Origin of the sequence: Roseibium aquae, from assembly GCF_008711285.1 — a bacterium.
Taxonomy (GTDB): domain Bacteria; phylum Pseudomonadota; class Alphaproteobacteria; order Rhizobiales; family Stappiaceae; genus Roseibium; species Roseibium aquae.
Genome location: NZ_VXDC01000008.1, coordinates 86207 through 112443, shown reverse-complemented (window position 1 = coordinate 112443; position 26237 = coordinate 86207). Strand labels below are relative to the sequence as shown.

The following is a 26237-nucleotide window of genomic DNA, read 5'->3' as shown; positions in this document are numbered from 1 at the left end:
CATGAAGCTCAATGAACTTCGTGACAACGAGGGTGCCGTCAAGGACCGCACTCGCGTTGGCCGCGGCATCGGTTCCGGCAAGGGCAAGACCGGCGGCCGTGGTGTGAAGGGTCAAAAGTCCCGCTCCGGTGTGGCCATCAAGGGTTTCGAAGGTGGACAGATGCCGTTGCATCGGCGCCTGCCGAAGCGCGGTTTCACCAACATCTTTGCCAAGGACTACAATGTGGTCTCCCTGGGCCGGGTCCAGCAGGCAATTGATGCGGGTAAACTCGACGCATCTGCGCCGGTCACCGTTGAAACTCTGAAGGCGGCTGGAATCGTCAAGCGGGTTCGCGATGGCGTGCGCTTGCTGTCCGACGGTGAGCTGAAAGGCGCCGTCACCTTTGAGATCGCCGGGGCCTCCAAGGCCGCAGTGGATGCGGTCGAGAAAGCGGGCGGCAAGGTTGTCGTTCTGGGAGCTCAGGCTTAACAGCCTGGGCTTTTCCCATTTGTCGGTAATAAACTGACCGGAGTAGGGCATGGCATCGGCCGCCGAGCAACTGGCGTCAAATCTTAATTTCTCAGCTTTCGCCAAGGCTGAAGAACTCAAAAAGCGCATCTGGTTTACACTGGGGGCGCTTTTGGTTTATCGACTGGGCACTTACATTCCGCTGCCCGGCATTAACCCTGAAGCGTTCGCACAGGCCTTCAACCAGGCCCAGTCCGGCATTATCGGCATGTTCAACATGTTTGCCGGTGGCGCCGTGGAGCGCATGGCGATTTTCGCCCTCGGCATCATGCCTTATATCTCAGCCTCGATCATCATGCAGCTCATGACGACCGTCGTTCCGACGCTCGAGCAGCTGAAGAAAGAGGGTGAACAAGGCCGAAAGGTGATCAACCAGTACACCCGCTACGGCACGGTGATCCTGGCGACTTTCCAGGCGTACGGCATCGCGGTTGGCCTGGAGGGGGCGACCAATGTCGTCACGGATCCGGGCTGGTTCTTCCGCGCTTCGACCGTAATCACGCTGGTTGGCGGCACGATGTTCCTGATGTGGCTCGGTGAACAGATCACGTCGCGGGGGATCGGAAACGGGATTTCGCTGATCATCTTTGCGGGTATTGTCGCGGGCCTTCCCGGGGCGATCGTCTCGACCCTTGAATTGGGCCGTCAGGGCGCTCTTGCCACCGGGATCATTCTGGGTGTGATCATTCTCGCGATCGTCGTGATCGGGTTCATCGTGTTCATGGAGCGGGCGCAGCGCCGGCTGCTGATCCAGTACCCGAAGCGGCAGATGGGCAACCGTATGTTCGAGGGCAATACGTCCTTCCTGCCCTTGAAGCTGAACACGGCTGGCGTCATTCCGCCGATCTTCGCGTCCTCGCTGCTTCTGGTCCCGGCGACGATCTCGGGGTTCAACCAGGGCGGGGGTAATGAATGGCTGACGACGATCACGGCCTTGCTGGGACATGGTCAGCCGCTGTTCATGATCTTCTACGCGGCCATGATCGTCTTCTTCTGCTTTTTCTATACGGCGATCGTCTTCAATCCGAGCGATACGGCGGACAATCTGAAGAAACATGGCGGCTTTATCCCGGGTATCCGTCCGGGAGAGCGCACGGCGCAATATATCGACTACGTCCTGACCCGGATCACGGTCGTCGGCGCTATCTACATCACCCTCGTTTGTCTATTACCCGAATTCCTGATTTCGGCGACGGGCGTTCCGTTCTATTTCGGTGGGACCTCGCTCTTGATTGTTGTCAGCGTGACGATGGATACTGTGTCCCAGATCCAGGGTCATCTGCTGGCGCACCAGTATGAAGGGCTGGTCAAGAAAGCCAAACTCAGGGGGAAACGTCGATGAGGCTCATTCTGCTCGGACCGCCGGGAGCGGGCAAAGGCACCCAGGCCGCCCGTCTCGTGGAGACACATAAAATTGCCCAGCTGTCCACGGGCGACATGCTCAGGGCGGCCGTAAAGGCCGAAACGGCGGTCGGACTGCAGGCCAAGGAAGTCATGGATCGCGGAGATCTGGTGTCGGACGATATCATCGTCCAGATCATTTCCGACCGAATCGAGGAAGCGGACTGCGTCAACGGCTTCATCCTTGACGGCTTTCCGCGGACAATCGCGCAGGCGGACGCACTGGAAGATCTGCTCGAGCATAAAAACATGCAGCTGGACGCGGTGGTCGAACTGGAAGTGGATGATGAGGTGCTCGTCGGCCGCATCGAGAACCGTGCGAAGGAAACCGGCGGCGCGCGCGCCGACGACAACGCCGAAACCCTTCGCAAGCGGCTTGAAGTTTACCATGCGCAAACCGCCCCCGTTTCGGATTACTACAAGAAAAAGGGCATGTTGCGAACGGTGGACGGGATGGCTTCGATTGATGAGGTCGCGGCCAGTATCGACACGATCCTCAAGGAAGCCACCGCTGCTTGAGCGGGTAAAGGTTTCGGAAGTGTAAAGAGCGCGCGGCCTGCGCGCTTTTTTCTTGACGCGGGTGACTTGAAGCGCTATGGCACGCGCTCATTCCGTCGAGAATTGGGTGCCGTGCTCATGGTCTCATGAGGTGGCCCCGTCTGTGCTTTGCTCCGGCAGGCATATTGAACCTCCTGCAAGGGCCGGCCTCCACCGGACGCGGGGATAACAAAACCGCAGCTCAAGAGCTGCATTCAAATGGAGATGAACGTGGCACGTATTGCTGGCGTAAACATTCCGACAAACAAGCGCGTCGTGATCGCGCTTCAGTACATTCATGGCATTGGCCCGAAATTTGCCAAGGAAATCATCGCGGCGAACAACATCGATGAAGCCCGGCGGGTGAACGAGTTGTCGGATGCCGAAGTTCTGTCGATCCGCGAAACGATTGACCGTGATTACCTGGTCGAAGGTGATTTGCGCCGCGAAACGGCGATGAACATCAAGCGCCTCATGGATCTTGGCTGCTACCGCGGCCTGCGCCACCGCCGCGGCCTGCCTGTCCGTGGCCAGCGTACGCACACGAATGCCCGCACCCGGAAGGGTCCGGCGAAGCCGATCGCAGGGAAGAAGAAGTAAACTCACCGGGATCGGTGGTGGAGCTGCCGGGATTACGGCAGTGAAGAGATCGAACTAAGGATACGAAAATGGCAAAAGACACAACGCGCGTCCGCCGCCGCGAGCGCAAGAACATCTCGTCGGGCGTCGCGCATGTGAACTCGACGTTCAACAACACGATGATCACGATCACCGACGCTCAAGGAAATACGATTTCCTGGTCGTCCGCCGGTGCCCTCGGCTTCAAAGGCTCGCGTAAGTCGACCCCGTATGCGGCTCAGGTGGCTGCGGAAGACGCCGCGAAAAAGGCTGCCGAGCATGGCATGCGGACTTTGGAAGTCGAAGTGCGTGGTCCCGGTTCTGGACGCGAATCCGCGCTCCGGGCGCTGCAGGCAGCCGGTTTTCTGATTACGTCGATCCGCGATGTGACGCCGATCCCGCACAACGGGTGCCGTCCGCGCAAGCGCCGCCGCGTCTAAGGCCGTCCGGCTTTAGGTATCTGTTTCTCCAATGGCAAAGAATGGTGCGGCTGAACAGCCGGGCGGGATAGCCGAAGGGGCCAAAACGTGACGATTCAAAAAAACTGGCAAGAACTGATCAAGCCGACCAAGTTGGAAGTAAAGCCGGGAGATGACCCCAGGTTTCTGGCAACCGTCGTGGCTGAGCCTCTGGAGCGCGGTTACGGTCTGACGCTTGGGAACGCCCTGCGCCGGATTCTTCTGTCGTCCCTGCAAGGGGCGGCCGTGACATCGGTTCAGATCGATGGTGTTCTGCACGAATTCTCGTCCATTCCGGGCGTGCGTGAGGACGTGACAGACATCGTGCTGAACATCAAGGAAATCGCCATCCGCATGGAGGGCGAAGGTCCGAAGCGCATGGTTGTTCGCAAGCAGGGCCCTGGCGTCGTGACGGCTGGTGATATCCAAACGGTTGGGGATGTCGAAGTGCTCAATCCGGACCTGGTGCTGTGCACGCTGGACGAAGGCGCGGAAATCCGCATGGAGTTCACGGTGAACACCGGTAAAGGGTATGTCCCCTCCGACCGGAACCGTCCGGAAGACGCGCCGATTGGCCTGATCCCGGTCGACAGCCTGTATTCTCCGGTCAAGAAAGTGTCCTACAAGGTGGAAAACACCCGTGAAGGCCAGGTTCTCGACTACGACAAGCTGACCCTGACCGTCGAGACCGACGGTTCGGTCAAACCGGATGACGCGGTCGCTTTTGCCGCGCGCATCCTTCAGGACCAACTGTCCATCTTCGTCAACTTCGAAGAGCCGCAGCGCGAGGTCGCCGAGGACACTGTCCCGGAACTGGCGTTCAACCCGGCCCTTTTGAAAAAGGTCGACGAACTGGAATTGTCGGTCCGTTCGGCCAACTGCCTGAAGAACGACAATATCGTGTATATTGGCGACCTCATTCAGAAGACCGAAGCGGAAATGCTGCGCACGCCGAATTTCGGGCGCAAGTCGCTGAACGAGATCAAGGAAGTTCTGGCTCAGATGGGACTGCATCTGGGCATGGAAGTCGCCAACTGGCCGCCTGAGAACATCGACGATCTCGCCAAGCGCTACGAAGACCATCAGTATTAAGGGCGTTCGCGTCCTTCACGGAGCAACCGGGTCACTTTCGGAACAACGGAAGACCGCCCGATAGACAAAGGAGAGGGCCATGCGCCACGGGAAAGCCGGCCGCAAGCTCAATCGGACCGCCAGCCACCGCAAGGCAATGTTCGCCAACATGGCTGCGGCACTGATCAAGCACGAGCAGATCGTCACGACTCTGCCGAAAGCGAAAGAAATGAAGCCGATCATCGACAAGCTCATCACCTTGGGCAAGCGCGGGGATCTTCACGCACGCCGCCAGGCCATTTCGCAAATCCGCGATGTGGCCATGGTGAAGAAGCTCTTTGACACGCTCGGAGAGCGCTACAAGGAACGCAATGGCGGCTATAGCCGTGTTTTGAAGGCCGGGTTCCGCTATGGCGACAATGCGCCGATGGCTGTGATCGAACTCGTCGACCGCGATCCGGAAGCGCGCGGCGCTGGCGACCGGGTCCGCGTGGAAGCCCAGGAAGCGGCGGAAGCCGCTGCGTAACTTTGGCGATCTGCCAGTTTGCAAGTCTGGAACGGCGGGCCACGTGTCCGCCGTTTCTGCGTTCAACAGGACGGTCCATATGCCCCCCTGTCTTTCTAAGGGTCTGATTTACTAGAAAAAACAGAAAAGCCTGCCTCGGCAATTATAGCTATTTTAACCCGGCTTCGGCACTTTCAGGTGGTTACTTGGGGTTGTGTGGAAGGAGCTACTCATGCCGGCGGCGGACACTGGTACGTCCAGAACGAAAAAGAACAAGATTGCGCGTTTGTCGGTCATCCTGCCGGCATTGATGATCGGGATGACCTTCCTGACATGCGTCGCGGTGGGCATTGGCGGCTATGTCAATGCGCGTTCCGGCTTGGTGGATGCGGAAAAGCAGCAGCTCGAGCTGCTGGCCCAGTCGCGCCGGGATCTGGTGACGCAGAAGCTGTCTTCCCTGACAAGCGACCTGTCGAATCTGGCAACCGGCGCAGGAGCTGCGCTCGCCTTCACCGAGTTGAACGGAACCATGCAGACGGCCGCAAATGACCGTGCCGAATTGCTTGCGGTCTTTCAGCCGGAAGGGACGGACGCTGCTGCACGTGCCGAGCAGACGGGGTCCGATAGCCGGACGATGTATGCCTGGCGCCATAGTGAATTGCATGGCAGCTTCTATTCGGCGTGGAAGAATGCCGGCTATGGCGACATCTACGCGATCAACAAGGACGGAATGGTTATCTATTCGGTGACCAAATCCGGTGATTTTTTCGAGAGTGTCGGCGGGAATGTCCTCAGCGGGACGCCGCTTGCCTCGCTCTATGAACAGGCGCTTGCGGGCGAAAAGGGACAGCAGTTCTTCTCGTCCTTTGCCGCTTATGGCCCGGCCGATGGCGAGCCCTCGCTCTTCGTGGCGCAGCCTGCATATGTCCAGTCTTTCGCCGGTGATGAACTTGGCGGTGTTCTGGTGGTGCGGATCGGGTCCAGCTACCTGGACGAACTGACCATGCAGCGGGCCGGGCTTGGCGAGACCGGGCAAGTTTACATGGTCGACGGCAGTGGAACGCTGATCACCAACATGCCCTTGGCCGGGGAGCCGACAGCCCTGCGGGAAACCGTTGACGGAGACATGATCCGTGCGGCGATTGGCGGTCAGGTGGCTGGTGGCGAACTGATCGGCAAGGACGGCGCACCACGGCTGGCGTTTGCCGAGCCTGTGAGCTTCGGGGGACAGACCTGGGCACTGGTCGCGGAAAGGTCGGTTGAAGAAGCGTTGAGCGGTGTCACCGCAATGCGGGACTCGATGATCCTCATGACCCTCCTCACGGTTCTGATCGCAGCCGTCGTTGCCGTCTTCTTTTCCAGGTCCATCATCAAGCCGGTGGGCTTGCTCGTGACGGCGCTGCAGAACATTGCCAGCGGCAACACCGGTGTGGAGATCGCCGCCGCCAGACGGGGCGACGAGATCGGTGACATCGGGCGCGCTGTGGTGCAGATCCGGGAAAACGCGGCCGCTGATCAGGAACGGCGCGCTGCCGAAGATGCACGTGCCGCCCGCGACCAATCGGAGCAGCGGCAGAAGATGCTGCAGGATCTGGCAAGCGATTTCGAGGCGTCGGTGGGGCAGGTCGTTGAAACGGTCACCCGGTCCGTGTCTGAGCTGAGCCGGTCTGCCGAAGACATGCAGAAAATGGCCTTCACTTCCGGGGAGACATCGAACCGGGCGGCCCAGTTGTCGCGCGAAGCGATGTCGGAAGTTCAGTCGATCGCCTCGGCCTCCGACCAGCTATCGAGCTCGATCCAGCAGATCTCCTCCTTGATCGAGCGCTCGTCAGCCGTCGCCGAGCAGGCCAACGAACGGGCCCAATCCACCAACAGCACCGTGCGCTCGCTCGCGGAAGGGGCCAACCGGATTGGGGAAGTCGTGACGCTGATCAGCGATATCGCCGACCAGACCAACCTTCTGGCCCTGAATGCGACGATTGAGGCTGCCCGGGCCGGGGATGCCGGTAAAGGCTTCGCGGTCGTGGCTTCCGAGGTCAAGGAATTGGCGTCGCAAACCGGAAAAGCCACCGGGGAGATCCAGCAGCAGATTGACGGCATTCGCGCCGCGACTGACGATGCGGTCAGCGCGATCGGAGAGATCCAGGAAACGATTGCCCAGATCGCGGCGTCGGTCACGGAGGTCGCCGCGGCGGTGACAGAGCAGAGCTTCGCGACCCAGGGCATTGCCGAGAACACCCAGCGTGCGGCGGGCGGAACGTCCCAGGTTTCCTCCGATATTCAGGATGTCTCGCAAATCTCGGAGAACTCGACGGCCGCGGCGAACGGGTTCGTGGAGGAGGTTCAGAAGCTCTCCGCCCAGGCGCAGCGCCTTGATACGGAAGTGAACCAGTTCCTGCGGCAGGTCCGTTCCGCCTGAACCGCGGAGGGGACAATCCAAAAAATGGCCCGGCAGGCAATCTGCCGGGCCATTTGTGTTTGCCCTCAAAACTTCTTATCTCACCTCTAGAAGATCACGGAAAGATTCGGCTGAAGTCAGGAGATGTTTATGGCGTTCACGACGTGGCGCGTACCCGGCGGGATAACGCGCGCCCTTGGGCTTTTTGCTTTTCTGGCCATGATCGCGATCCCGGCGGCGCTTGTGGCGCAAGAGCGGCAGGTTCCCATCGATGCCGCCGAGATCAAGTTGTCCTTTGCGCCGATCGTCAAACGCGTGGCGCCGGCTGTGGTCAATGTCTATGCCAGCCGGACGGTGGTGCAGCGCCAGCGCGTTTCCCCGTTTTTCAACGATCCGTTCTTTCAACGTTTCTTTGGCGACCAGGGGCCGGGCTTCGGTCCACCCAGGGAGCGCGTGCAGTCATCGCTGGGGTCGGGAGTCATCATTTCGGCCGATGGGATCGTGATCACGAACCATCACGTTATCAAGGATGCGGATGCGGTCCGCGTCGCCTTGAACGACCGCCGGGAGTTCGATGCCGAAATCGTGCTTCTGGACGAGCGGACCGACCTTGCGGTGCTCAGGATCGACGGCGACGGTCCGTTCGAACACGTTGCATTCGCGGAAGGGGACAGCCTGGAGGTTGGTGACATCGTTCTGGCCATCGGCAATCCGTTCGGGGTCGGGCAGACCGTTACGCAAGGGATTGTCTCGGCCTTGGCGCGCACGCAGGTCGGGGTGACGGACTACCAGTTCTTCATCCAGACCGACGCGGCGATCAATCCGGGCAATTCCGGCGGGGCCTTGGTCGACATGGCTGGACGGCTGGTCGGCATCAACACGGCCATATTCTCAAGGTCCGGCGGTTCGAACGGGATCGGCTTCGCCATTCCCGCGCAAATGGCCCGGTTCGTGGCGGATGCGGCCGAGGACGGGGGCATGGTGCGCCGGCCCTGGCTCGGCGCGACGGTTCAGTCGGTGACGGCCGAAATCGCCGAAGCGCTGGGTTTGGACCGGCCGCGCGGTGTGCTTGTCACCAACGTGTTCGGCGGGTCGCCGGCGGACCGGGCGGATCTGCGCATCAGTGACCTGATTGTCGGCGTGGACGGCAAGGAGGTGTCCGATCCCGACTCCTTCGGCTACCGGTTTGCAACCCGCCGCCTCGGTGAAACCGCCTCCTTTCAGGTTCTGCGCAGCGGCCGGGAAGTGACGGTGTCCGTGCCGCTGCAACGGGCGCCGGAAACCACCCCGCGCGATACCCGTCTGTTGGATGAATACTCGCCTTTCGAGGGCGCGACCGTAATGAACCTGTCGCCTGCCGTGGCCGAGGAATTGCGCCTGGACGCCACCTATGACGGTGTGGTCATTGCTGACATCGATCCACGCGGGACCGCCGCGCGCGTCGGCTTGCGCAAACGCGATATTGTGCGGTCGGTCAATGACCGTCCCATCGACACAACCCAAACCCTTGAGCGGATCACCCGCCAGCAACCGCGCCTGTGGCAGTTGGAGGTGGTTCGCGATGGACAGGTCCGGCGCATCGTGCTGCGGGGCTAGGCGTTTGGCATGAGCGACCTGTTCACCGCATCGGGGCTTGGCAGCAACATCAACCGGCCATTGGCCGACAGGATGCGGCCGACCAGTCTGGAGCAGGTTGTCGGACAGGATCATCTTCTGGGCGAGGACGGCACCTTGACCCGGATGCTGCGCACCCGTTCGCTGGGGTCTTTGGTGTTCTGGGGGCCGCCGGGGACCGGGAAGACAACGATCGCGCGCCTTCTCGCCAATGAAACGGATTTGGCGTTCGAACAGGTCTCGGCGATCTTCACCGGTGTCTCGGATCTCAAAAAGGTCTTTGAGGCGGCCCGGGCCCGGCGTGTGTCGGGCAAGGCGACCTTGCTTTTCGTCGACGAGATCCACCGCTTCAACAAGGCCCAACAAGACAGCTTTCTGCCCGTGATGGAAGACGGCACCATCACGTTGGTGGGCGCTACGACGGAAAATCCATCGTTCGAGCTCAATGCGGCGTTGTTGTCGCGCGCGCATGTCATGACCTTTCATTCGCTGACGATCGACGCGCTTGGCCGGCTGCTGGCGCGGGCGGAAGAGCTGGAAGGCCGGCCTCTGCCGCTGGATGCCGACGCGCGCGCCGTTCTTGTCCGCATGGCGGATGGCGATGGACGTTCCGCCCTCACGCTCGCGGAAGACGTCTGGCGCGCGGCAGGGAAGGGCGAGGTGTTTGATGCCACGCGCCTGCAGGAGATCGTCCAGCGCCGCGCTCCGATCTACGACAAGAGCGCCGACGGACACTACAACCTGATATCCGCGCTCCATAAGTCCGTTCGCGGGTCGGACCCTGATGCTGCGCTATACTGGTTTGCCCGAATGCTCGATGGCGGCGAAGACCCCATGTATCTCGCCCGGCGGCTGATCCGGATGGCGGTGGAGGATATCGGGTTGGCCGACCCGAATGCCTTGGTTCAGGCGAATGCGGCCCGGGACGCCTATCAGATGCTGGGTTCGCCCGAAGGGGAGCTCGCGCTCGCGCAATGTGTCGTCTATCTGGCCACCGCCCCAAAATCCAACGGTGTCTATGTCGCCTACAAGGCGGCCCTGCGGAGCGCCAAGAGCAGCGGTTCCGTGCTGCCGCCCAAACATATCCTGAACGCTCCGACAAAGCTGATGAAGGCTGAAGGATATGGCGCCGGGTATGCCTATGATCATGACGCCCCGGAGGCGTTTTCCGGGCAGGATTACTTCCCCGAGGCCTTGGGCCGCCAAACCTTCTACGATCCCCCGGATCGGGGCTTCGAGCGGGAGATCCGCAAGCGGCTCGAGTATTGGGAAAGGTTGCGTCGGGAGCGTGGCGGCCGGGACGGCTGAGCCACCGGAGTATCTCCTGACAAGATTGATCGCAAAGTGATCTATTCGTTTCAGGAGGTGCTCTCGCCGCCGCCCGTGTCCAGTGTTGCCAACGCGGTTTTCAGGGATTGCATGAGGCGTTCGCGTTCGGCGGCCGGAAGCTCTCCCGGTGCCAGGGAACACAAGGCATCCAGTTGCCGGGAAATGCCTTCGAGATCCATGACCGCGGGGGCCCCGATGGTGGCCCTGTCTCCAAGGACGGTATAGGTTGAAAGCGGATAGGCGAGCCCTTTGACCTGTATTTCCCCTGCCTTCTCGCAGGCGATTTCGTCTTGAACCTGAAGGAAGGTTTCATACGAGATGAGGATGTCGCCTGGCGTCGCGGCACTTTCGAGCCGGGCGGCGGTGTTCACCCCGCGGCCGATGATCGTGTAGTCGAGCCGATCCTCGCTTCCGAAGTTTCCGACCGTACAAAAATCCGTATGAATGCCCATCCGGCATTTCAAGGGCCGCGTGATGCCCGATTGAAGCCAGATGCCTTCCAGTTCCCGCATGCGCTCCTGCATGGCGATGGCCATCCGCACGCAGTTGACGGCATCCTGCCGCACGCCCTGGGTATCCGGGTCTCCGAAGAAGATCAGGATTGCGTCGCCGACGAACTTGTCGATCGTCGCACCGAAATTCAGGGCAATACGGGACATTTCAGTCAAGTATTGGTTGAGCAGGTGGGTCAGGTCTTCCGAGGCCAGGCGATCCGCGGTTTCGGTAAAGTCCGCGATGTCGGAAAAAAACACCGTCAGCTTCTTTCGGGACGAGGCGATCTTCACTTCCTGACGGCCCTGGAAGATCGAATCGTAGACTTGCGGCGAGAGATACTTGGCAAGCTGTTTCGACAGCTGCTCCATCTGGGCCGTCTTGTCGGCCAGTTCCTTCTCCCGCGTCTTGAGTTCCGTGATGTCGGAATAGACGGCGACGATTCCATGATCTTGGGTGCGCCGTTCGTTGACCAGGCACCAGCGGGCGTCGGCGAACCGTTCCGTGAACGGGCCGGATGAGGCCGTCCGCCGCGCCAGCCGCTCCTCGATCCAGACATCCTCGTCGTTGCCGTCAATCATCAGCTGACCGGCAGCGATGGCATGGCGCAGAATGTCCTCGAACGGCGTTCCGACATCGAATGGCGCGCCGGGCGGGCAGGCAAAAAGGTTGCGGAAACGTGCGTTGGCCGTCACCAGCCGGTCGTCCGCGTCAAACAGGCAAAACCCTTCGGATGTTGCGTTGATGGCGTCATCGAGCCGCGACTGGGTTTCCGATAGCAGGCGATTTTTTTCCGCAAGCTGATCCTCGATGGCTTCCCCATGTTCCATCAGCGCATTGTAGAGGAGCCTGAGATCTTCCAGTTCGGCCTTGAGATGCTCGTTGTTCTCCGCAAGCCCTTCCCGCGGATCGTCGGTCTTTAAGGGTACGTCCGCTTCGGCGGGGAGGCCATTCGGGGACCGAAAAGAGGTGCTGTCCGTCATTTCAACAAATTCCAACCACCGGTTATTGCTCACGTCCGGTGAGAAACGGCTTTCAAGATACGGCTGAGTGGACATGGAGTATCGCGGTCAGCTGCCGGAATGAAAAGCGAAAAACGACGTGCTTGCCGCCATGGCCTGCTGCCAAGGGGGGCTTCGGGGGAAGGATCCGGACAGAAGGAATTAAACCCGGGGTAACTGCTTTAATGCTGACATGTTTGTCGGTGCACAGTCTCCTGGCCGCACTTGAGCGTGTCGGAAATCGGCGTTTTAAAGCCGGGGTGAAAAGGCGCTTTTTGAATGAAGGAAATTGAACTTCGATTGGCGCTGATTTTTTACGGAGGGGTGTCCCTTGCCATCTATATGCACGGGGTCAGCCGCGAAGTTCTGAACCTTGTGCGGGCTTCCGCGAAGCGATCCGCGCGGCCCAATGCGGCGATTGATGCGCCGCAAGCGCCGTTGGCCCGTTCTGAGGCCGAGGTCGCCTATGGACGGCTCTTGGAGGCCGTTGGCCGGTCGGTGGAAGTGAAGGTCGTGACCGATGCGATCGCCGGGGCCTCGGCCGGCGGCGTCAACGGAATCATGCTGGCGCGTGCGATCGCGCACGATCTTCCGATCGACGGGCATCGCGACTTCTGGCTGGAGAACGCCGATGTGACCCGTCTGGCCCGCAAGCAGAACGGCTTTGCCCGCTATCTCAAATCCGGCATGTCACCGATGCTGGACCGTGTGGTGGCAGCCCAGTTGAAGCGCGAAGTTGACGAACCCGAAACACGCGAGAAGCTGCGCCATTTCATGCAGTCGCGCTGGTTCACGCCGCCGTTCTCGGGCGAGGCGTTCATCGGCTGGATGCTGGATGCGTGTACCGGCATGGAAGACCACGGTCCGCCCGCAGGCACTCTGATTCCGCAGGGGCAATCCCTGGATCTTTTCGTGACGATCACGGATTACACCGGCCGCCGCCGGCGCATCCGCATCGACAATCCGGCCTTCATCGAAGAATGGGATCACCGCAAGATCCTGAAGTTTCAGGCAAGTCACCGCGCGGCCGGGGGGCTGGACAGCGAATTCGGGTCCGACCGGGTCGCGGATCTCGTTTTCGCCGCGCGCGCGACCGCATCTTTTCCCGGAGCGTTCTACCCTGCGACAATCGCGGAGATGGATCGGGTTCTGCAAGATCGCGGGGAAGAGTGGCCAAATCGCGAGGCCTTTGTTCGGGACCGGCTCGACCTGACCGGCACCCATCGTGAACGGCATTGCTTTGTCGATGGCAGCGTCGTGATGAACAAGCCCTTCGCGCCGGTTGTCGAGGCGATCCAGCATCGTCCCGCGTCCCGGGAGGTGGCGAGGCGCCTCGTTTACGTTGATCCGGTTCCGCCGTCCCAATCCCGCTCGGGTGTATCGACAGAGGAACTGCCGGGGTTCTTCAAGGTGATTTTCGCCTCGATGGCGCATATTCCGCGCAACGAACCAATCGGCGATGAATTGCGGGATATCGAAGCGCGAAACCGGCGGAGCCGCTGGCTTGCCCGCACCATCACGGCGGCCGATCCGGTCGTTGAGAAGGCAGTGCGCAGGATCATGCCGCTGCGGATGCGCATGAAGCCGGGTGCTGTGACCCGATGCCGGAAAAAGGCGAACGAGGCGGCGCATGCCAAGGCCGGTTTTGCGTTTCTCAACTACCAGGCATTGAAGCTTCATGCGGTGGCCGAACAACTCTCCGACCTGGCACTGCGCCTCGCTCGCGGCCAGGGGATGGACCTGAGCGAAACGGATCTGGCACCGCGCATCCACCAGCAATTCGAGGCGCACACAAACGGCGTATTGGAGGCGCCGCTCCGGCCGGATGCTGCCGTGATCGGCGTGTTGCGCCGGTTCGACATTGACTACCGCATCCGGCGGCTCCGCTTTGCCGTTCGCAAATTGAACACCTACTACAATGCGCCGGATCCGGACCGGCCGAAGGCGGAAGACCTCGACCGGCTCAAGAGCCGGATCTATGCTCAGATCGACAGTCTCACAATCCGCTGGAGCAAAGCCTTCTATAATGGCGAAGTTGCCGGCCTGGCCGCGGCGCTGGTCTCCTGCGGCACCTGCGACCAAGGGACGCCGGACGCGTCTTCGCCCACTCTCTCGGCCTTTCTGGACAAGGTCGGCGATCATATGGCGATGGAGGCCCATGACGAGCAGGTCGACGCGTTTTTCGCCCAGGAGGCAGCGGAGGGTTTGGAGGGAGCCTGGTATCGCGGGTTGATCGAGGCCTATGTGGGCTATGCGTTCTATGATCTGGTGATATTCCCGGTCTTGCAGCGCAACGACTTTTCGGAAGTGGTGGAAACGCTGGTTGATCGCATCAGTCCAGAGGATTGCCGGGATCTTTCTCCCAACGGGCTGGGATTGAAGGGCAAGGCGCTCAATTCGTTTGGTGCGTTCTTTAACCGCAGCTGGCGTGAGCACGATTACCTGTGGGGGCGGTTGAACGCCGCCGAACGCCTTGTTTCCATCCTCTTGTCGGCCTCGCCGGATATCGTCTTGCCGGAAAAGGAGATTTGGGAGATCAAGCGCGGTCTTTTCGAGGCGATCCTGAATGAGGACAGCGCTCATTTGCCGGCTATGGGCGCGGAAATCGAAGCCATCCGGGCGCGAATGTCGGCTTGGGATGAAGGGGCGACAGTGGAAGAAGAGGCGCCCGGTCCTTTTCACATCGGGGAAAGTGTGGTTTGAACGGGGTCTGCGTGGTGCAATGCAGAAACCAACATTGACCTACTCAAGTTTCAGGAAGATCCGTGTTCCCGTTTCTCGACCCAACAAGCGGCCTGATCGGTTTTATCAGCCTGTTCGCCCTCCTTTATGCGGCCAGTCTGGTCATTTTGTTCTCGACCGGGTCGGTTATGGTGCTGCTCAACCGGCGCCACCCGGAACGCCGCATTCAAAAGCGTGCGCCGAGCCACCGGGCAATCGATGACATCAAGTCCTCCATGCGGCAATTGTCCATCACCAGCCTGTGTCTGGCGATCGGCCTTTTCGCGCAGGCCAAAGGCTGGACCCTGTTCGCGCCTGTGGATCTGAACTGGTGGTCCGTGCCGCTGTTCTTCGTCGTGTCGCTGATCCTTCACGACACCTGGTTCTACTGGGGGCACCGGATCCTGCACACCAAGATGTTCTACCGGTTCCACAAGCCGCACCACATGACGATCACGCCAACGGTCTGGTCGAATGACGCCGGTTCATCCGTCGATACACTGTTCGCGCACAGCTACTATGCGCTGGTGCTCTTTGTCCTGCCGATCCCGCCGCTTGTCTTCCTTGGCCATCGTGTCTTCGACCAGGTGTCGGCGGCGATTGGCCACTGCGGCTATGAGCATTTTGCCAGCGCTTCGGCGCGCAAGCCCTGGCCGCTGCTGTGCACGCTCTATCACGACCAGCACCATCAGTATTTTGTCTTCAATTACGCCAATTACTTTTCGTTCTGGGACCGGCTGTGCGGAACCATCCATCCGACCTATGACGGCAAGGTGGAGGGGTTCGAGGCTCTTTACACTGAAACCCGGCTGAAAGGGCAGGGGGATCAGGCCTGATGCAACTGCTGCTCGACTACCTGACGGTCTTCGCGGCGATCTATGGCATCATGCTGGCGGTCTATTTTGCGACCGGCCTGGTGATGACGGCGATCAATGCCCGGCACCCGGACCGGCGGATCCAGAAACACCGCGATGGCATGAAGCGGGTCAAGACGGAGATCAAGGCCTCGATCAGCGCGCTGGCGACCTCATCGGTGTTGTTGTCCGCCGGCTATTTTGCGCAGACCCAGGGCTGGACCCTGTTCGAGCCATTGCCGCTTTCCTGGTGGTCCTTCCCGCTGATGTTCGTGGTGTGCCTGGTGCTTTTTGACGCCTGGTTCTACTGGGGACATAGGCTTTTGCATCTGCCGGCTTTTTACAAGTGGCATGTGCCCCACCACCGCTCGATTGCGCCGACCGTATGGAGCAATGACAGTTCCACCACGATTGACACGCTGATCGAGCACGGTTTCTATCTGGTTGTCTGGTTCGTTTTGCCCGCACCTGCACTCTCGGTTTTCGCCCTGCGCCTGTTCGACCAGATTTCCGGCATGGTCGGGCATTCGGGTTTTGAGTATTTCGCGTCGAAATCCTCGCGCTGGCCATCGCCGATGATCTGCACGACGTTCCATGATCTGCATCATTCACAATTCGACTATAACTACGGCAATTTCTTTTCGTTCTGGGACCGGGTTTGCGGAACAGTTCACCCGAAATACGACCATCTGGTTCAAACCATGGAGGGGTCGGGTCAGATCCCGGATACGGAAGACATGAAGCCGGCGAAGACGTCCGGATAACCGATCAGAAAGAAAGAGCGAAACCAAATGCTCGACCAGACGCTCACCGTCTTGCTGGAATTCCTGCCACTTTATGCGGCCGTTTATGCGGCCAATGTGTTCTTGTATTTCGCGACCGGCTGGGTGCTCGTTGCCATCCAGAACCGGCACCCCGAGCGGCGCATCCAGCAGCACCGGCGCGGCGAAAAACGCATGTGGAAGGAAATCCGACAGAGCGTGTATTCCCTGACCGTGACGGCCGGCTGTCTGGCAGGTGGCATTTTCCTTTCGCTCAAGGGCTGGACGCCGGTCAACCCGCTTGAGCTGACCTGGTGGTCGGCGATCCTCATGTTCGTGGTGTCAATCATCGCCTTCGACACCTGGTTCTACTGGATGCATCGCCTGATGCACACGAAGTACCTTTACCGCTTCCACGCCGAGCACCACAGATCGGTCGCGCCCACCGTCTGGAGCACCTATTCGGATGATCTGATCGATGCGTTCGTGATGCAGAGCTATTACCTGTTCGCGGTCATTGTCCTGCCGATCCCGGTGGTGGTGCTGATCGCCCACCGGCTGTGGGATCATTTCAACGGCACGATCGGGCATTCCGGCTTCGAGTTCTATGCCTCGCCCTTCTCGCGCATGCCCTCGCCCATGGTCTGTGTGACCTTCCACGATCAGCATCATTCGCGCTTCAAGTACAATTTCGCGAACTTCTTTTCGTTCTGGGATCGCGTCTGCGGCACCATCGATCCGAAATACGATTCACAGGTCAAGGAGTTCGAACAGATGGGGCGCAAGGAGGCGAAGCCCGCGGCTGCGGGCGAGTAGGCCGTGACCCTTCCGCATCTTCTTCTGGTGATGCTGGGCGGCGGCCTGGGCGCCGGTGCGCGCTATCTCGTGTCCGCTGCAACGTTGCGGGTGTTCGGGCCCGGGTTTCCTGTCGGCACTCTAGCGGTGAATGTCATCGGCTCCTTGTTGATGGGGATCCTGATCGGATGGCTGGTCCGCCACGATGCGTCCCACGCATCCACGCTCCGCAGTTTTTTGGCAACGGGCGTTCTGGGTGGATTTACGACCTTTTCCGCGTTTTCGCTGGACACCGCCGTGCTTTGGGAGCGGGGCGAGATCACGCTGGCGATGATCTATATCGCGGTCTCGGTGTTGCTGTCGATCACAGCAGTGTTCGCCGGGCTTGCCCTGATGCGTTCCCTGTCCGCTTGAGCCCACCTCTTTCAAATTTGGGAAAATCCCCGTATACGCGGGGCATCAGGCACGTTTGCGCGTGCTGTCCGTCCGGCGTGAGCAAAGTGGCCGGACCCATCATTTTGAGAGACATCCATGTCCGCGATTGAACAGAAAACCGTGACCGCCGACGAGGCGGGCATGCGCCTCGACCGTTGGTTCAAGACCCATTATCCGGGCCTTGGTTTCGGGCGGCTGCAAAAGCTGTTGCGGACGGGCCAAGTGCGGGTCGATGGCAAGCGGGCGGACAGCAATACCCGCATCGCCAAGGGCCAAGTGATCCGAATTCCGCCGCTTGGCGTGGAGTTGCCCGCCGATGACAAGAAGAATGCCAAGCCGAAGTCATCCAAACTCACGGCCGACGACAAGGCGGCGATCGAGGACATGCTCTTGTTCGAGGACAACCAGGTCATGGTCCTCAACAAGCCGGTCGGGCTGGCCGTACAGGGTGGCTCCGGGCTAAAGCGGCATCTGGACGGCATGCTGGAGGCCTACACCAATCAAAAGGGCGAAAAGCCGAAACTGGTGCACCGGCTCGACCGCGAAACTTCGGGCATCATTCTGGTGGCCAAGACACGCAAGGCGGCGCAGGAACTCACCAAGGCATTCAAGCACCGCAACACGCGCAAGATCTACTGGGCGATGCTGGCCGGCGTGCCGAAGCCGCGTCAGGGGCGGATCTCGACCTTTCTGGCCCGGGACGAGGCGGAAGAACGCATGCAGGTGGTGCGCCAAGGCGGGGCGGACGACGCCCAGCACGCGGTCTCCCTGTATTCGGTTTTCGAGAATTCAGGGCAGAAACTGTCCTGGGTGACGCTGAAACCGGTCACCGGGCGGACCCACCAGTTGCGCGCCCATGCCGCCCATATCGGGCATCCGATCATTGGCGACGACAAGTATTTCAATATCGAGAACTGGGAATTGCCCGGCGGGATTCAGAACCGGCTCCATCTTCTGGCGCGGCGGATCGTGATCCCGCACCCTTCGGGCAACGGGCTGATCGATGTCTCCGCGCCTTTGCCGCCGCACATGCAGCAAACCTGGAACCTTCTCGGGTTCGACACATCCGATTACAATCCGGACGCGGATGAGCCGGATGAGGCCCTGATCAAGCGTTAGACGCCTTGAAATAGCGCCGACAGGATCACGGCCACGAAGGTGACCCCGACGGCTCCTGCCACCAGCTTCCACGCATCCGACCGCTTTTTGAGCCCCGGCCAACCAAGCGGCTTGATGACCTGAATGGCAGCAAGGCAGAAGAGCAGGATGAAAATGATTTTGGTCATGGAAACTCGCGGTTCGGGCTGGACTTCCTGTGAATAGCGGCAGACCGGCAATGCGTCGAGCCTGAAGGCCTCGCAATAGCATGGCTTGACCCCGGCCTCAAAACCCGGCACATGCGGGGCCATCATCCTCCCGCCAACAACTCGAGCCGGCAATGTATCTCGTTATTTTCGATTGCGACGGCACGCTTGTCGACAGCCAACACACGATCATGCACGGTCTGGAGATCGGCTTTGAAGCGGTGGGTTTGGCGATGCCGGACCGGAAGACGGCGCTCTCCATTGTCGGACTTTCCCTTGAGCGGGCGTTCGAAGAGCTTGTCGGGCCGGACCGGGCTCATCTGGCCCGCGAGATGGCCAAGGCTTACCGCGCGGCAAAAGTTGCCCGCCGGAAAACAGGCGAAGACCTCGACCCGCTTTATCCGGGAACGCGGGACGCCCTCAACCGGCTTGCACTGCGCGACGATATCCTGCTGGGGATCGCAACGGGTAAAGCCCGGCGCGGGGTGGACCACATGGTCGAGGTGCACGATCTTCACAACCGGTTCGTGACCATCCAGACCGCGGACACTTCGCCGTCCAAGCCGCATCCCGACATGATTTTGCAGGCACTGGGCGAGACCGGTGTGGATGCCACCCGCACGGTCATGGTCGGCGATACGAGTTTTGACATGGAAATGGCCCGCAGCGCCGGTGTCCATGGTCTGGGCGTATCCTGGGGATACCATGCAGGACCGGCGCTGACCCGGGCGGGAGCCCGGACAGTGATTGACCATTTTGACGAGTTGGATGCTGCTCTTGCCACCCTTCTCAATTTTGACCAGGAACCAGCGTGATGCGTGATTTTCTTGAAGATTTGCAGGAGGCAGCGCGCAAGGACCCGGAGCAGCGGGCGCGGGAGCTTTCGCGCCGGGAATTGCCCAAGCGATTCTACAAACTGGCGCAAGCAGTTGAAATGGAGACCGGTTTTGCCATTCATCTGGATGGCCGACCGGTCAAGACGCCGTCCAAGTCGGTGTTGATCATTCCGGTGCGCCCCATCGCCGAAGCGGTCGCGGGCGAATGGAATTCCCAGGAAAAAGAGATCAACCCGGCGCGGATGCCGCTGACCCGCCTCGCCAATACGGCCCAGGACGCGGTCGAAGAAAGATTTGCCGACGTTGCGGACGAGATCGCACGTTTCGCCGGAAATGACGCCTTGTGCTACCGGGCCGATGAGCCGGACCGCCTGTGCGAGCGGCAGCGGACCCTTTGGGATCCCGTTCTCGATTGGGCGGGCACCGAGCTGGGCGGGCGTTTCGTGCTGATCGAAGGGATCATGCATCGCGATCAGCCGGAGGAACTGGTGTCCGCGTTCAGGGGGAGCCTCGACAGGTTGACGCCATTGCAACTCGCTGCGTTCCATACGATCACAACCCTTACCGGGTCGGCTGTTCTTGCTTTCGCCATCTGGCAGGACCATCTCGCCCCGGACGCGGTGTGGGCCGCCGCGCATGTGGAAGAGGATTGGAACATCGAACTTTGGGGCGAAGACGCTGAGGCTGCCCGTTTGCGCGCCTACAAGCGCACCGAGTTCGACGCCGCCGTCCTGACATTGAAAGCGGTATAGCTTGCTGGCCCGTTATCCCAGATAGAACGCCGTTGCCATCAGGAAGAAGATCAGAACGCCCAGAATATCGTTGGACGAGGTGATGAACACGCCGATTGCCATGGCCGGGTCGATGCCGATCTTGTCGAGCACGATGGGCATCGTGGCCCCCACCATGGCGGCGAGCGTGGTGACGGTGAGCAACGACAGTGATGTCGCCAAAGCCAGCCGGTGGGGCGCCTCGATGGGAAACACGAGCGACACCGCCATCACCAGGCAGGCGAGAATAACCCCGGCGATGGCACCGTTGCACAGGGCCGCAAGCAATTCCTTGAAAAGCCGATAGAACAGGTCCCCGGTCCAGATCGCGCCTGTCGCCAGGCCTTGAACGGCAACCGCGGACGCTTGCAGGCCGGCATTGCCCGCCATCGACATGGTCACGGGGATGAAGGCCGCCAGGATCGCTGCCGCTGCCAGTTGATCCTCGAAGGAGCCGACCACGGTCGCGGCAATGCTGGAGCCGATCAATCCGGTGAGGAGCCAAGGCAGCCGGCCTCTTACAATGCGGAAAACGGTGTCGTCCGCCTTGGCTTCGGACGAGACCCCACTCATCAGCAGCATGTCCTCGGCCGCTTCTTCCGACGCGATGCGGGTCAGCTGCTTTGGCGTGACGCGTCCCACGAGGTGCCCGTCCCGGTCGAGAACGGGCACGGTCCGCATGTCCTTCTTGCGGGCCAGCCGCAGCACTTCCTCTTGATCGGTGTCGGCCGAGACCGCGATGAAGTCGCGGTTCATGATGTCGGCAAGATGTTTCTGGGTGGGAGCGAGCAGCAGCTTGCCCACTTCCACCGTGCCGACCAGATGGTTTGAGGCGTCCAGCACATAGACCGTGAAGATCTTGCGGATCCGCTTGGCTTCATCGCGGATCTGCGCGATGGCGTGTTCAACGGTGCATGTTTCCGGCAAGGCAACAAACTTGCGGGCCATGATACGCCCGGCGCTGTCGTCGGCATAGATCTGCCGGCTTGCCAGAGTTTCGACATCGGGCAGGCGCTGGGCGAGTTCTTCCGCCACATCCTCGGGAAATTCATTGAGGATTTCGCTGGCGTCTTCCGGATCGAGCTCCGCGAGAATATCGCGGAATTGCTCGAGCGTCGCTTCCTGGAGCAAAATGGCCCGGAACTCCGGGCGCAATTCCGCGATCACTTTGATGGACGGGTCGGCGGGAAGCCACTGAAACAGTTTTCGCGCATGTTTGAGGCGCAGCCGTGTCAGCATTTGCATGACGTCGACCGGGTCCCATTTTTTCAGCGTGTCCACCAGTGCGGTCCGTTGACCATCCTTGACCATGGACCGCACCAGGGCGAGCGTGTCCTCGTTCGCGTCCAAAGGCTCGCTGGCCGGTTCCCGGTGCCAGGTCAGGTTATGGGGCGTGGATTTGGACATGGTCATTGGCCTCCTGGTGTGACCGGCCTTTGTAAGAAGCTGATATGACAAAGGGTTGAACGCCACGGCGCGCGGACCCGCAATCCGGCTTTCAGAGCAAATCTTGGTGAGGATGACGCGGCACGCTCCGATCCGGTCAGGAGACGCTCTAAAGGTCGGGTTCTTGAATATCCGCGAATGCGGCCCGCAGCTTTTCCGACCAGGCGGCGGAGAGTTTCTGGAAATAGGGATCGTCTTGTTCCACGCGCCATTGCCGGTCCGCCGAAAAGCTGTCCGTGCGGTAAAGCAGCAGATCGATGGGCATCCCGACGGACAAGTTCGAGCGAAGCGTGGAATCGAAGGACAAGAGAACGAGCTTGGCCGCTTCGCTCAAGCGCATGTCCGTGCGTGTGACGCGGTCAAGGATCGGCTTCCCGTATTTGTGCTCGCCGATTTGCAGGAACGGGGTGTCGTCGGATACTTCGATGAAGTTACCCGCCGCATAGATCTGGAACAGCCGCGGCGGCTCCCCCTTGATCTGGCCGCCCAGAATGAAGGTGACCATGAAGCTGTCAGCCGAAGCGGCCAGGGCCTCGCCGTCGATCGTCTTGACCTCCCGTACGGCACTGCCCACCAGACGGGCGGCCTGGAACATGGTGTTCACGGTCATCAGGGTCTGGTGGTCTTCGCTGGCACTGTTGATGTGCTCGGTCAACAGCGAAACGACGGCCTGGGTCACGGCCAGATTGCCCGCCGACAGCAGCACGATCACGCGCTCGCCCGGATCCTCCCAAAGATGAAGCTTCTTGAAAGTGGCGATGTTGTCCACCCCCGCATTGGTGCGGGTATCGGCGGCAAACACGAGCCCGCGATCCAGTTTCAACCCGACACAATAGGTCATGGCTTTCCCTCTGTTTTCCACCGGTCGCGCCGGACGGGAATGCGGCACGCTGGCGACAGTCGTCCGCGTGCTGACTGACGCTCTACTGCTGTTGCTGCAAGGCGCCCTGGCTGACGTCGACTTCCACTTTCAGATTTTCGTCGTTTCCGCCAAAGCGAATGCCGCGTATCGGGGCAGCGGAACGCGAGTCGAGGCCGGTGGTCAAGCGGATGTAGTGGTCGGTGGGGCATATGCCATTGGATATGTCGAAACCGATCCAGCCAAGATCCTGGACGAAGACCTCCGCCCAGGCGTGATGGGCCTCCGATTCCTGTTGATCCTCCAGAAGCAGATAGCCGGACACATACCGGGCCGGCAGTCCGGCCGCGCGCACGGCGGCGATGAAAATATGGGCATGGTCCTGGCAGACACCTTCGCCGGTGGCCAGCGCGGAAACTGCCGTTGCGTGGGTTTCCGTCACCCCGACGCGATAGGCCACCTTCTCGCGGATCAGGTGCATCAGGTCGTGGAGACCGGGAATCGGATCGTCCAGGTTCAGCGCGTTCGTCATGCGGCGGATGGCCTGGTTCGCCTTCGTCAACGGTGTGACCCGGGTGAAAATCCGAGTGGGCGCCGCGCCTTTTTCAAAACCGAGCACACCATGCGTTTCGCTGGTCTCGACGATCCCGCGGGCCGTGATGTGCACCTCTTCGAGACGCTCGTCGCTTGAAACCATGTGCACGAGATTGCCAAACGCATCGCGGTAGGTCGTGGCCCGTTGTATCCCCGGCGCGTCGAGTTCCCAATAAACCACCTTTTGACCCGGTGCTTTCGGCGGCGTCAGGCGCAGTTGCTGCATCGCATTGGCAGGAGGCGCGTCGTAGCGGTACGAAGTCGTGTGTCGAACGGTAAGCCGCATGGGTCCTTCCTTACGGTGGGCGGAAAAATCAGGCGAAGTTGTAATCTTTGGAAAGCTGATGGGCGAACGCGTTGTTGCGGACGATGAAATCGTTCAGGAAGTCGTCCAGCCCCTGCTGATAGACGTCTCGCATCTCCGCTTCCTTGAGATCCCGCCACAGCCCGGAGGCGAGATCTAGGCTCGGCTGCCGGGATCCATAAAACTGGCCGAGGTCATCCGACACGTCATCGATCCACTGGTAGCAATGGGCGAGGGAGCGCGGCATCTCCTTTCTCAAGATCAGGAATTCCGCCACGTTGAAAGCGGTCAATTCCGCGTTGGGGTAGGCGAACCGGTAGCTCCGCAGTCCGGAGAGCGCGCGCAAAAGCCCGCTCCATCTCTGGTTCTGCATGGAGCCGTCTCCGACCACGTCATTGTCTGGCAGCAGGACCCAGTATTGGGTATTGAGAACCCGCGCTGTGTTGTCGGCCCGCTCGACGAAATTGCCGAGCTGGCTGAAAAAATAGCCGTCGTCGCGCAAGACGGTGTTCAGCAGCGCGCCTCGAAAAAGATGGGAGCGCTGGCTGATCCAGGACAGGAAGTCGGGCAAACGGTCCTGGGTGATCGACTGTGGCGTCACTTCGGCAAACTCGATCCAGGTGGTGTTGATGGCCTCCCAAAGCTCTGCCGTGATACCGGTGCGGACGGACCGCGCGTTGTTGCGCGCCATTTCCAGGCATGTGCGGATACTGGACGGGTTGTTCTTGTCGAACACCATGAAAGAGATCACACTGCGCGGTGTGATCTCGTCATGCTTGGCCTGATACGCCCAGTCGCAGCCCGAACTCATCAAGGTGAAGCGCCAATCATCAATGGAGTTCTCACCCTGCTGGCTGACCATCGCGCTGCGATAGGCCACTTCGAGCAGTTTCGTGATGTTTTGTGCCCGCTCGTGATAGCGCGACATCCAGAAAAGGGAGGCAGCGGTCCGGCCCAGCATGCGACGTCAGTCCTCCAGTACCCAGGTATCCTTGGTGCCCCCGCCTTGCGAGGAGTTCACCACAAGCGAGCCCTTTTTCAGGGCAACGCGGGTCAGGCCGCCCGGCGTGATGCGCACGCGGTCGCCGATCAAAACGAAGGGGCGCAAGTCCACATGCCGAGGGGCAACACCCGAGGCGACATGCGTGGGACAGGCGCTCAAGGCCAGCGTCGGCTGGGCGATGTAATTGCCGGGATTGGCTTGCAGCACCTTGCGGAATTCCGCGATCTCCCGTTTCGAGGCCGTCGGCCCGATGAGCATTCCGTACCCGCCGGACCCGTGCACCTCCTTCACCACGATATCCGCCAGATTATCCAGCACGTAGGCCAGATCGTCGTCTTTCGAGCAGTTCCATGTGGGCACGTTCTTCAAGATCGGCTTTTGTCCGGTGTAGAACTCGATGATGTCCGGAACATAGGCGTAGATCGCCTTGTCGTCGGCAATGCCTGTGCCCGGCGCGTTGCAGATGGTGACATTGCCGGCCCGGTATGCATCGAAGAGACCGGGAACGCCCAGCATGGAATCAGGCTGGAAGGTGAGGGGGTCTAAAAACGCGTCATCGATCCGCCGATAGATGACATCGACCTGTTGCGGCTCACGCGTCGTGCGCATGAAGACCTTGCCCTCATCGACGAAGAGATCGCGGCCTTCGACAAGTTCCACACCCATCGAATCGGCCAGAAAGGCATGCTCAAAATACGCCGAGTTGTAAATGCCCGGCGTCAGAATCACCACGGTTTGCGCCGACTTGGCTGGGTCTGGTGCGACGCTTTCCAGCGTCTGCCGCAAAGCGTCCGGGTAGTGCTCGACGGGCGCGACGCGGTAGCTTTGAAAAAGGTCCGGGAACATCCGCATCATGGTCTCGCGGTTTTCCATCATGTAGGACACGCCAGACGGGGTGCGGGTGTTGTCTTCCAGAACGTAGAATTCGTCTTCGGACACCCGGACCAGATCGGTGCCGATGATATGGGCATACACCTTGCGCGGCGGCGTGAAGCCGATCATTTCCGGCAGAAAGGCTTCATTCTGGATTACCAGATCCGCAGGGATCCGCCCCGCCTTGATGATTTCCTGGCGATGGTAGATGTCGCGCAAGAACGCGTTCAACGCCCGCACCCGTTGATCGATCCCGGCCGAAATCGTCTTCCACTCCCGGGCGGACAGGATGCGCGGGATCGGGTCGAACGGGATCAGGCGTTCGGTGGCTTCGTCAGAGCCATAGACTGCAAAAGTAATCCCCAGCCGGCGGAATATCGTTTCGGCCTCTTTGCTTTTCCGGGACAAGAAATTTGAAGGTTTTTCTGAAAGCCATGCGTTCAGCCGACAGTAGGGTTCGCGGGGGTTGCCCTGGTTGTCCAGCATTTCATTGAAATGGGATCTGTCACTTTCCTCCATGGCCGCTCCGCTTTGGTTTGACGCTTGTTTGATGCAAACATGTCAGAGCCCCGTTGGCAACCCAAGCTGATTAAATAGGCGGCACTGCCGCGAACATGGGCAAATGATTGCCGTGGGTTTTCCGGCCGCCTCACCACGGACGCCGCCGCCAGTCCCGGCTACTGGGCGGGTTCGTCCTTGTGCTGACTTTGCTTGCCAAAAACCGCATGCTACGACCCAACGAAGTCGCAT

25 protein-coding genes are annotated in these 26237 nt (G+C 60.5%); 18 read left to right on the top strand and 7 right to left on the bottom strand.

All coding sequences use genetic code 11. The features are described 5' to 3' along the window. The first annotated feature begins 1 nt into the window (after position 1). From rplO to F0184_RS14060, 10 genes are all read left to right on the top strand, one after another. A complete protein-coding gene (gene rplO / locus F0184_RS14105; RefSeq protein WP_150496842.1) occupies positions 2 to 469 on the top strand; it encodes a 50S ribosomal protein L15 in 468 nt (155 codons plus the stop codon). Positions 470 to 518: 49 nt separating this feature from the next. Next, positions 519 to 1850 (top strand): preprotein translocase subunit SecY, encoded by a 1332-nt coding sequence (secY, locus tag F0184_RS14100; RefSeq protein ID WP_150496841.1) that lies wholly within the window; start codon positions 519 to 521, stop codon positions 1848 to 1850. Beyond that, complete coding sequence (locus F0184_RS14095) at positions 1847 to 2428, top strand: adenylate kinase (protein WP_150496840.1); 582 nt, start codon at positions 1847 to 1849, stop codon at positions 2426 to 2428. Before secY ends, F0184_RS14095 begins: the two co-directional genes overlap by 4 nt. A 249-nt stretch (positions 2429 to 2677) precedes the next feature. Beyond that, entirely contained in the window at positions 2678 to 3046 is a 369-nt protein-coding gene (rpsM, locus tag F0184_RS14090) for a 30S ribosomal protein S13 (protein ID WP_150496839.1), read from the top strand. A gap of 68 nt (positions 3047 to 3114) precedes the next feature. Continuing rightward, a complete protein-coding gene (gene rpsK, locus F0184_RS14085; protein ID WP_008191596.1) occupies positions 3115 to 3504 on the top strand; it encodes a 30S ribosomal protein S11 in 390 nt (129 codons plus the stop codon). Positions 3505 to 3591: 87 nt separating this feature from the next. After that, the gene (locus F0184_RS14080; protein ID WP_150496838.1) at positions 3592 to 4614 is read left to right on the top strand and encodes a DNA-directed RNA polymerase subunit alpha; all 1023 of its coding nucleotides are present in this window, start codon (positions 3592 to 3594) and stop codon (positions 4612 to 4614) included. Positions 4615 to 4693: 79 nt separating this feature from the next. Further along, complete coding sequence (rplQ, locus tag F0184_RS14075) at positions 4694 to 5119, top strand: 50S ribosomal protein L17 (protein WP_150496837.1); 426 nt, start codon at positions 4694 to 4696, stop codon at positions 5117 to 5119. A gap of 211 nt (positions 5120 to 5330) precedes the next feature. Further along, positions 5331 to 7517, top strand: a complete 2187-nt coding sequence (locus F0184_RS14070; RefSeq protein ID WP_150496836.1) for a methyl-accepting chemotaxis protein — start codon at positions 5331 to 5333, stop codon at positions 7515 to 7517. A gap of 129 nt (positions 7518 to 7646) precedes the next feature. After that, positions 7647 to 9092 carry a DegQ family serine endoprotease gene (locus tag F0184_RS14065; RefSeq protein ID WP_150496835.1) on the top strand — a complete coding sequence of 482 codons (1446 nt, stop codon included), beginning with the start codon at positions 7647 to 7649 and terminating at the stop codon, positions 9090 to 9092. 9 nt (positions 9093 to 9101) lie between these two features. Beyond that, on the top strand, positions 9102 to 10418 hold the full coding sequence (locus tag F0184_RS14060; protein WP_150496834.1) for a replication-associated recombination protein A: 1317 nt from the start codon (positions 9102 to 9104) through the stop codon (positions 10416 to 10418). Between the two features lie 50 nt (positions 10419 to 10468). Here the strand turns inward: F0184_RS14060 and F0184_RS14055 are convergent, their stop codons facing one another. Further along, complete coding sequence (locus F0184_RS14055; RefSeq protein ID WP_150496833.1) at positions 10469 to 11914, bottom strand: adenylate/guanylate cyclase domain-containing protein; 1446 nt, start codon at positions 11912 to 11914, stop codon at positions 10469 to 10471. Positions 11915 to 12211: 297 nt separating this feature from the next. Between F0184_RS14055 and F0184_RS14050 the strand changes: the two genes are divergently transcribed. The 6 genes from F0184_RS14050 to F0184_RS14025 all read left to right on the top strand — a co-directional run bounded on the left by F0184_RS14050 (position 12212) and on the right by F0184_RS14025 (position 18617). Continuing rightward, positions 12212 to 14635, top strand: a complete 2424-nt coding sequence (locus tag F0184_RS14050; RefSeq protein ID WP_150496832.1) for a patatin-like protein — start codon at positions 12212 to 12214, stop codon at positions 14633 to 14635. A gap of 62 nt (positions 14636 to 14697) precedes the next feature. After that, positions 14698 to 15489: a sterol desaturase family protein gene (locus F0184_RS14045; RefSeq protein ID WP_150496831.1), complete on the top strand. Its 792-nt coding sequence runs from the start codon at positions 14698 to 14700 to the stop codon at positions 15487 to 15489. Further along, on the top strand, positions 15489 to 16271 hold the full coding sequence (locus F0184_RS14040) for a sterol desaturase family protein (protein WP_150496830.1): 783 nt from the start codon (positions 15489 to 15491) through the stop codon (positions 16269 to 16271). Before F0184_RS14045 ends, F0184_RS14040 begins: the two co-directional genes overlap by 1 nt. 27 nt (positions 16272 to 16298) lie before the next feature. Further along, on the top strand, positions 16299 to 17084 hold the full coding sequence (locus F0184_RS14035) for a sterol desaturase family protein (protein WP_150496829.1): 786 nt from the start codon (positions 16299 to 16301) through the stop codon (positions 17082 to 17084). A 3-nt stretch (positions 17085 to 17087) separates the two neighbouring features. Beyond that, entirely contained in the window at positions 17088 to 17477 is a 390-nt protein-coding gene (gene crcB / locus F0184_RS14030) for a fluoride efflux transporter CrcB (protein WP_280176952.1), read from the top strand. A gap of 117 nt (positions 17478 to 17594) precedes the next feature. Then, the gene (locus F0184_RS14025) at positions 17595 to 18617 is read left to right on the top strand and encodes an RluA family pseudouridine synthase (protein ID WP_150496828.1); all 1023 of its coding nucleotides are present in this window, start codon (positions 17595 to 17597) and stop codon (positions 18615 to 18617) included. On the opposite strand, the gene F0184_RS14020 is transcribed toward F0184_RS14025, so the two are convergent. Then, positions 18614 to 18910 carry a hypothetical protein gene (locus F0184_RS14020; RefSeq protein ID WP_150496827.1) on the bottom strand — a complete coding sequence of 99 codons (297 nt, stop codon included), beginning with the start codon at positions 18908 to 18910 and terminating at the stop codon, positions 18614 to 18616. The two genes, F0184_RS14025 and F0184_RS14020, sit on opposite strands and share 4 nt — an antisense overlap. A gap of 26 nt (positions 18911 to 18936) precedes the next feature. On the opposite strand from F0184_RS14020, the gene F0184_RS14015 reads away from it, so the two are divergent. Both F0184_RS14015 and F0184_RS14010 read left to right on the top strand, forming a co-directional pair. Beyond that, the gene (locus tag F0184_RS14015; protein ID WP_150496826.1) at positions 18937 to 19617 is read left to right on the top strand and encodes an HAD-IA family hydrolase; all 681 of its coding nucleotides are present in this window, start codon (positions 18937 to 18939) and stop codon (positions 19615 to 19617) included. Beyond that, on the top strand, positions 19617 to 20390 hold the full coding sequence (locus F0184_RS14010; protein ID WP_150496825.1) for an ATP12 family chaperone protein: 774 nt from the start codon (positions 19617 to 19619) through the stop codon (positions 20388 to 20390). The genes F0184_RS14015 and F0184_RS14010 overlap by 1 nt, the downstream gene beginning before the upstream one ends. Positions 20391 to 20402: 12 nt before the next feature. Here F0184_RS14010 and mgtE read toward each other — a convergent pair whose 3' ends face one another. The 5 genes from mgtE to F0184_RS13985 all read right to left on the bottom strand — a co-directional run bounded on the left by mgtE (position 20403) and on the right by F0184_RS13985 (position 26006). Beyond that, entirely contained in the window at positions 20403 to 21815 is a 1413-nt protein-coding gene (gene mgtE / locus F0184_RS14005; protein ID WP_208998487.1) for a magnesium transporter, read from the bottom strand. A 148-nt stretch (positions 21816 to 21963) separates the two neighbouring features. Continuing rightward, a complete protein-coding gene (locus F0184_RS14000; RefSeq protein WP_150496823.1) occupies positions 21964 to 22695 on the bottom strand; it encodes a proteasome-type protease in 732 nt (243 codons plus the stop codon). Between the two features lie 82 nt (positions 22696 to 22777). Beyond that, entirely contained in the window at positions 22778 to 23593 is an 816-nt protein-coding gene (locus F0184_RS13995; RefSeq protein ID WP_150496822.1) for a transglutaminase family protein, read from the bottom strand. 28 nt (positions 23594 to 23621) lie between these two features. After that, entirely contained in the window at positions 23622 to 24572 is a 951-nt protein-coding gene (locus tag F0184_RS13990) for an alpha-E domain-containing protein (RefSeq protein WP_150496821.1), read from the bottom strand. 6 nt (positions 24573 to 24578) lie between these two features. Continuing rightward, entirely contained in the window at positions 24579 to 26006 is a 1428-nt protein-coding gene (locus F0184_RS13985; protein WP_244299197.1) for a circularly permuted type 2 ATP-grasp protein, read from the bottom strand. Between the last annotated feature and the right edge of the window lie 231 nt (positions 26007 to 26237).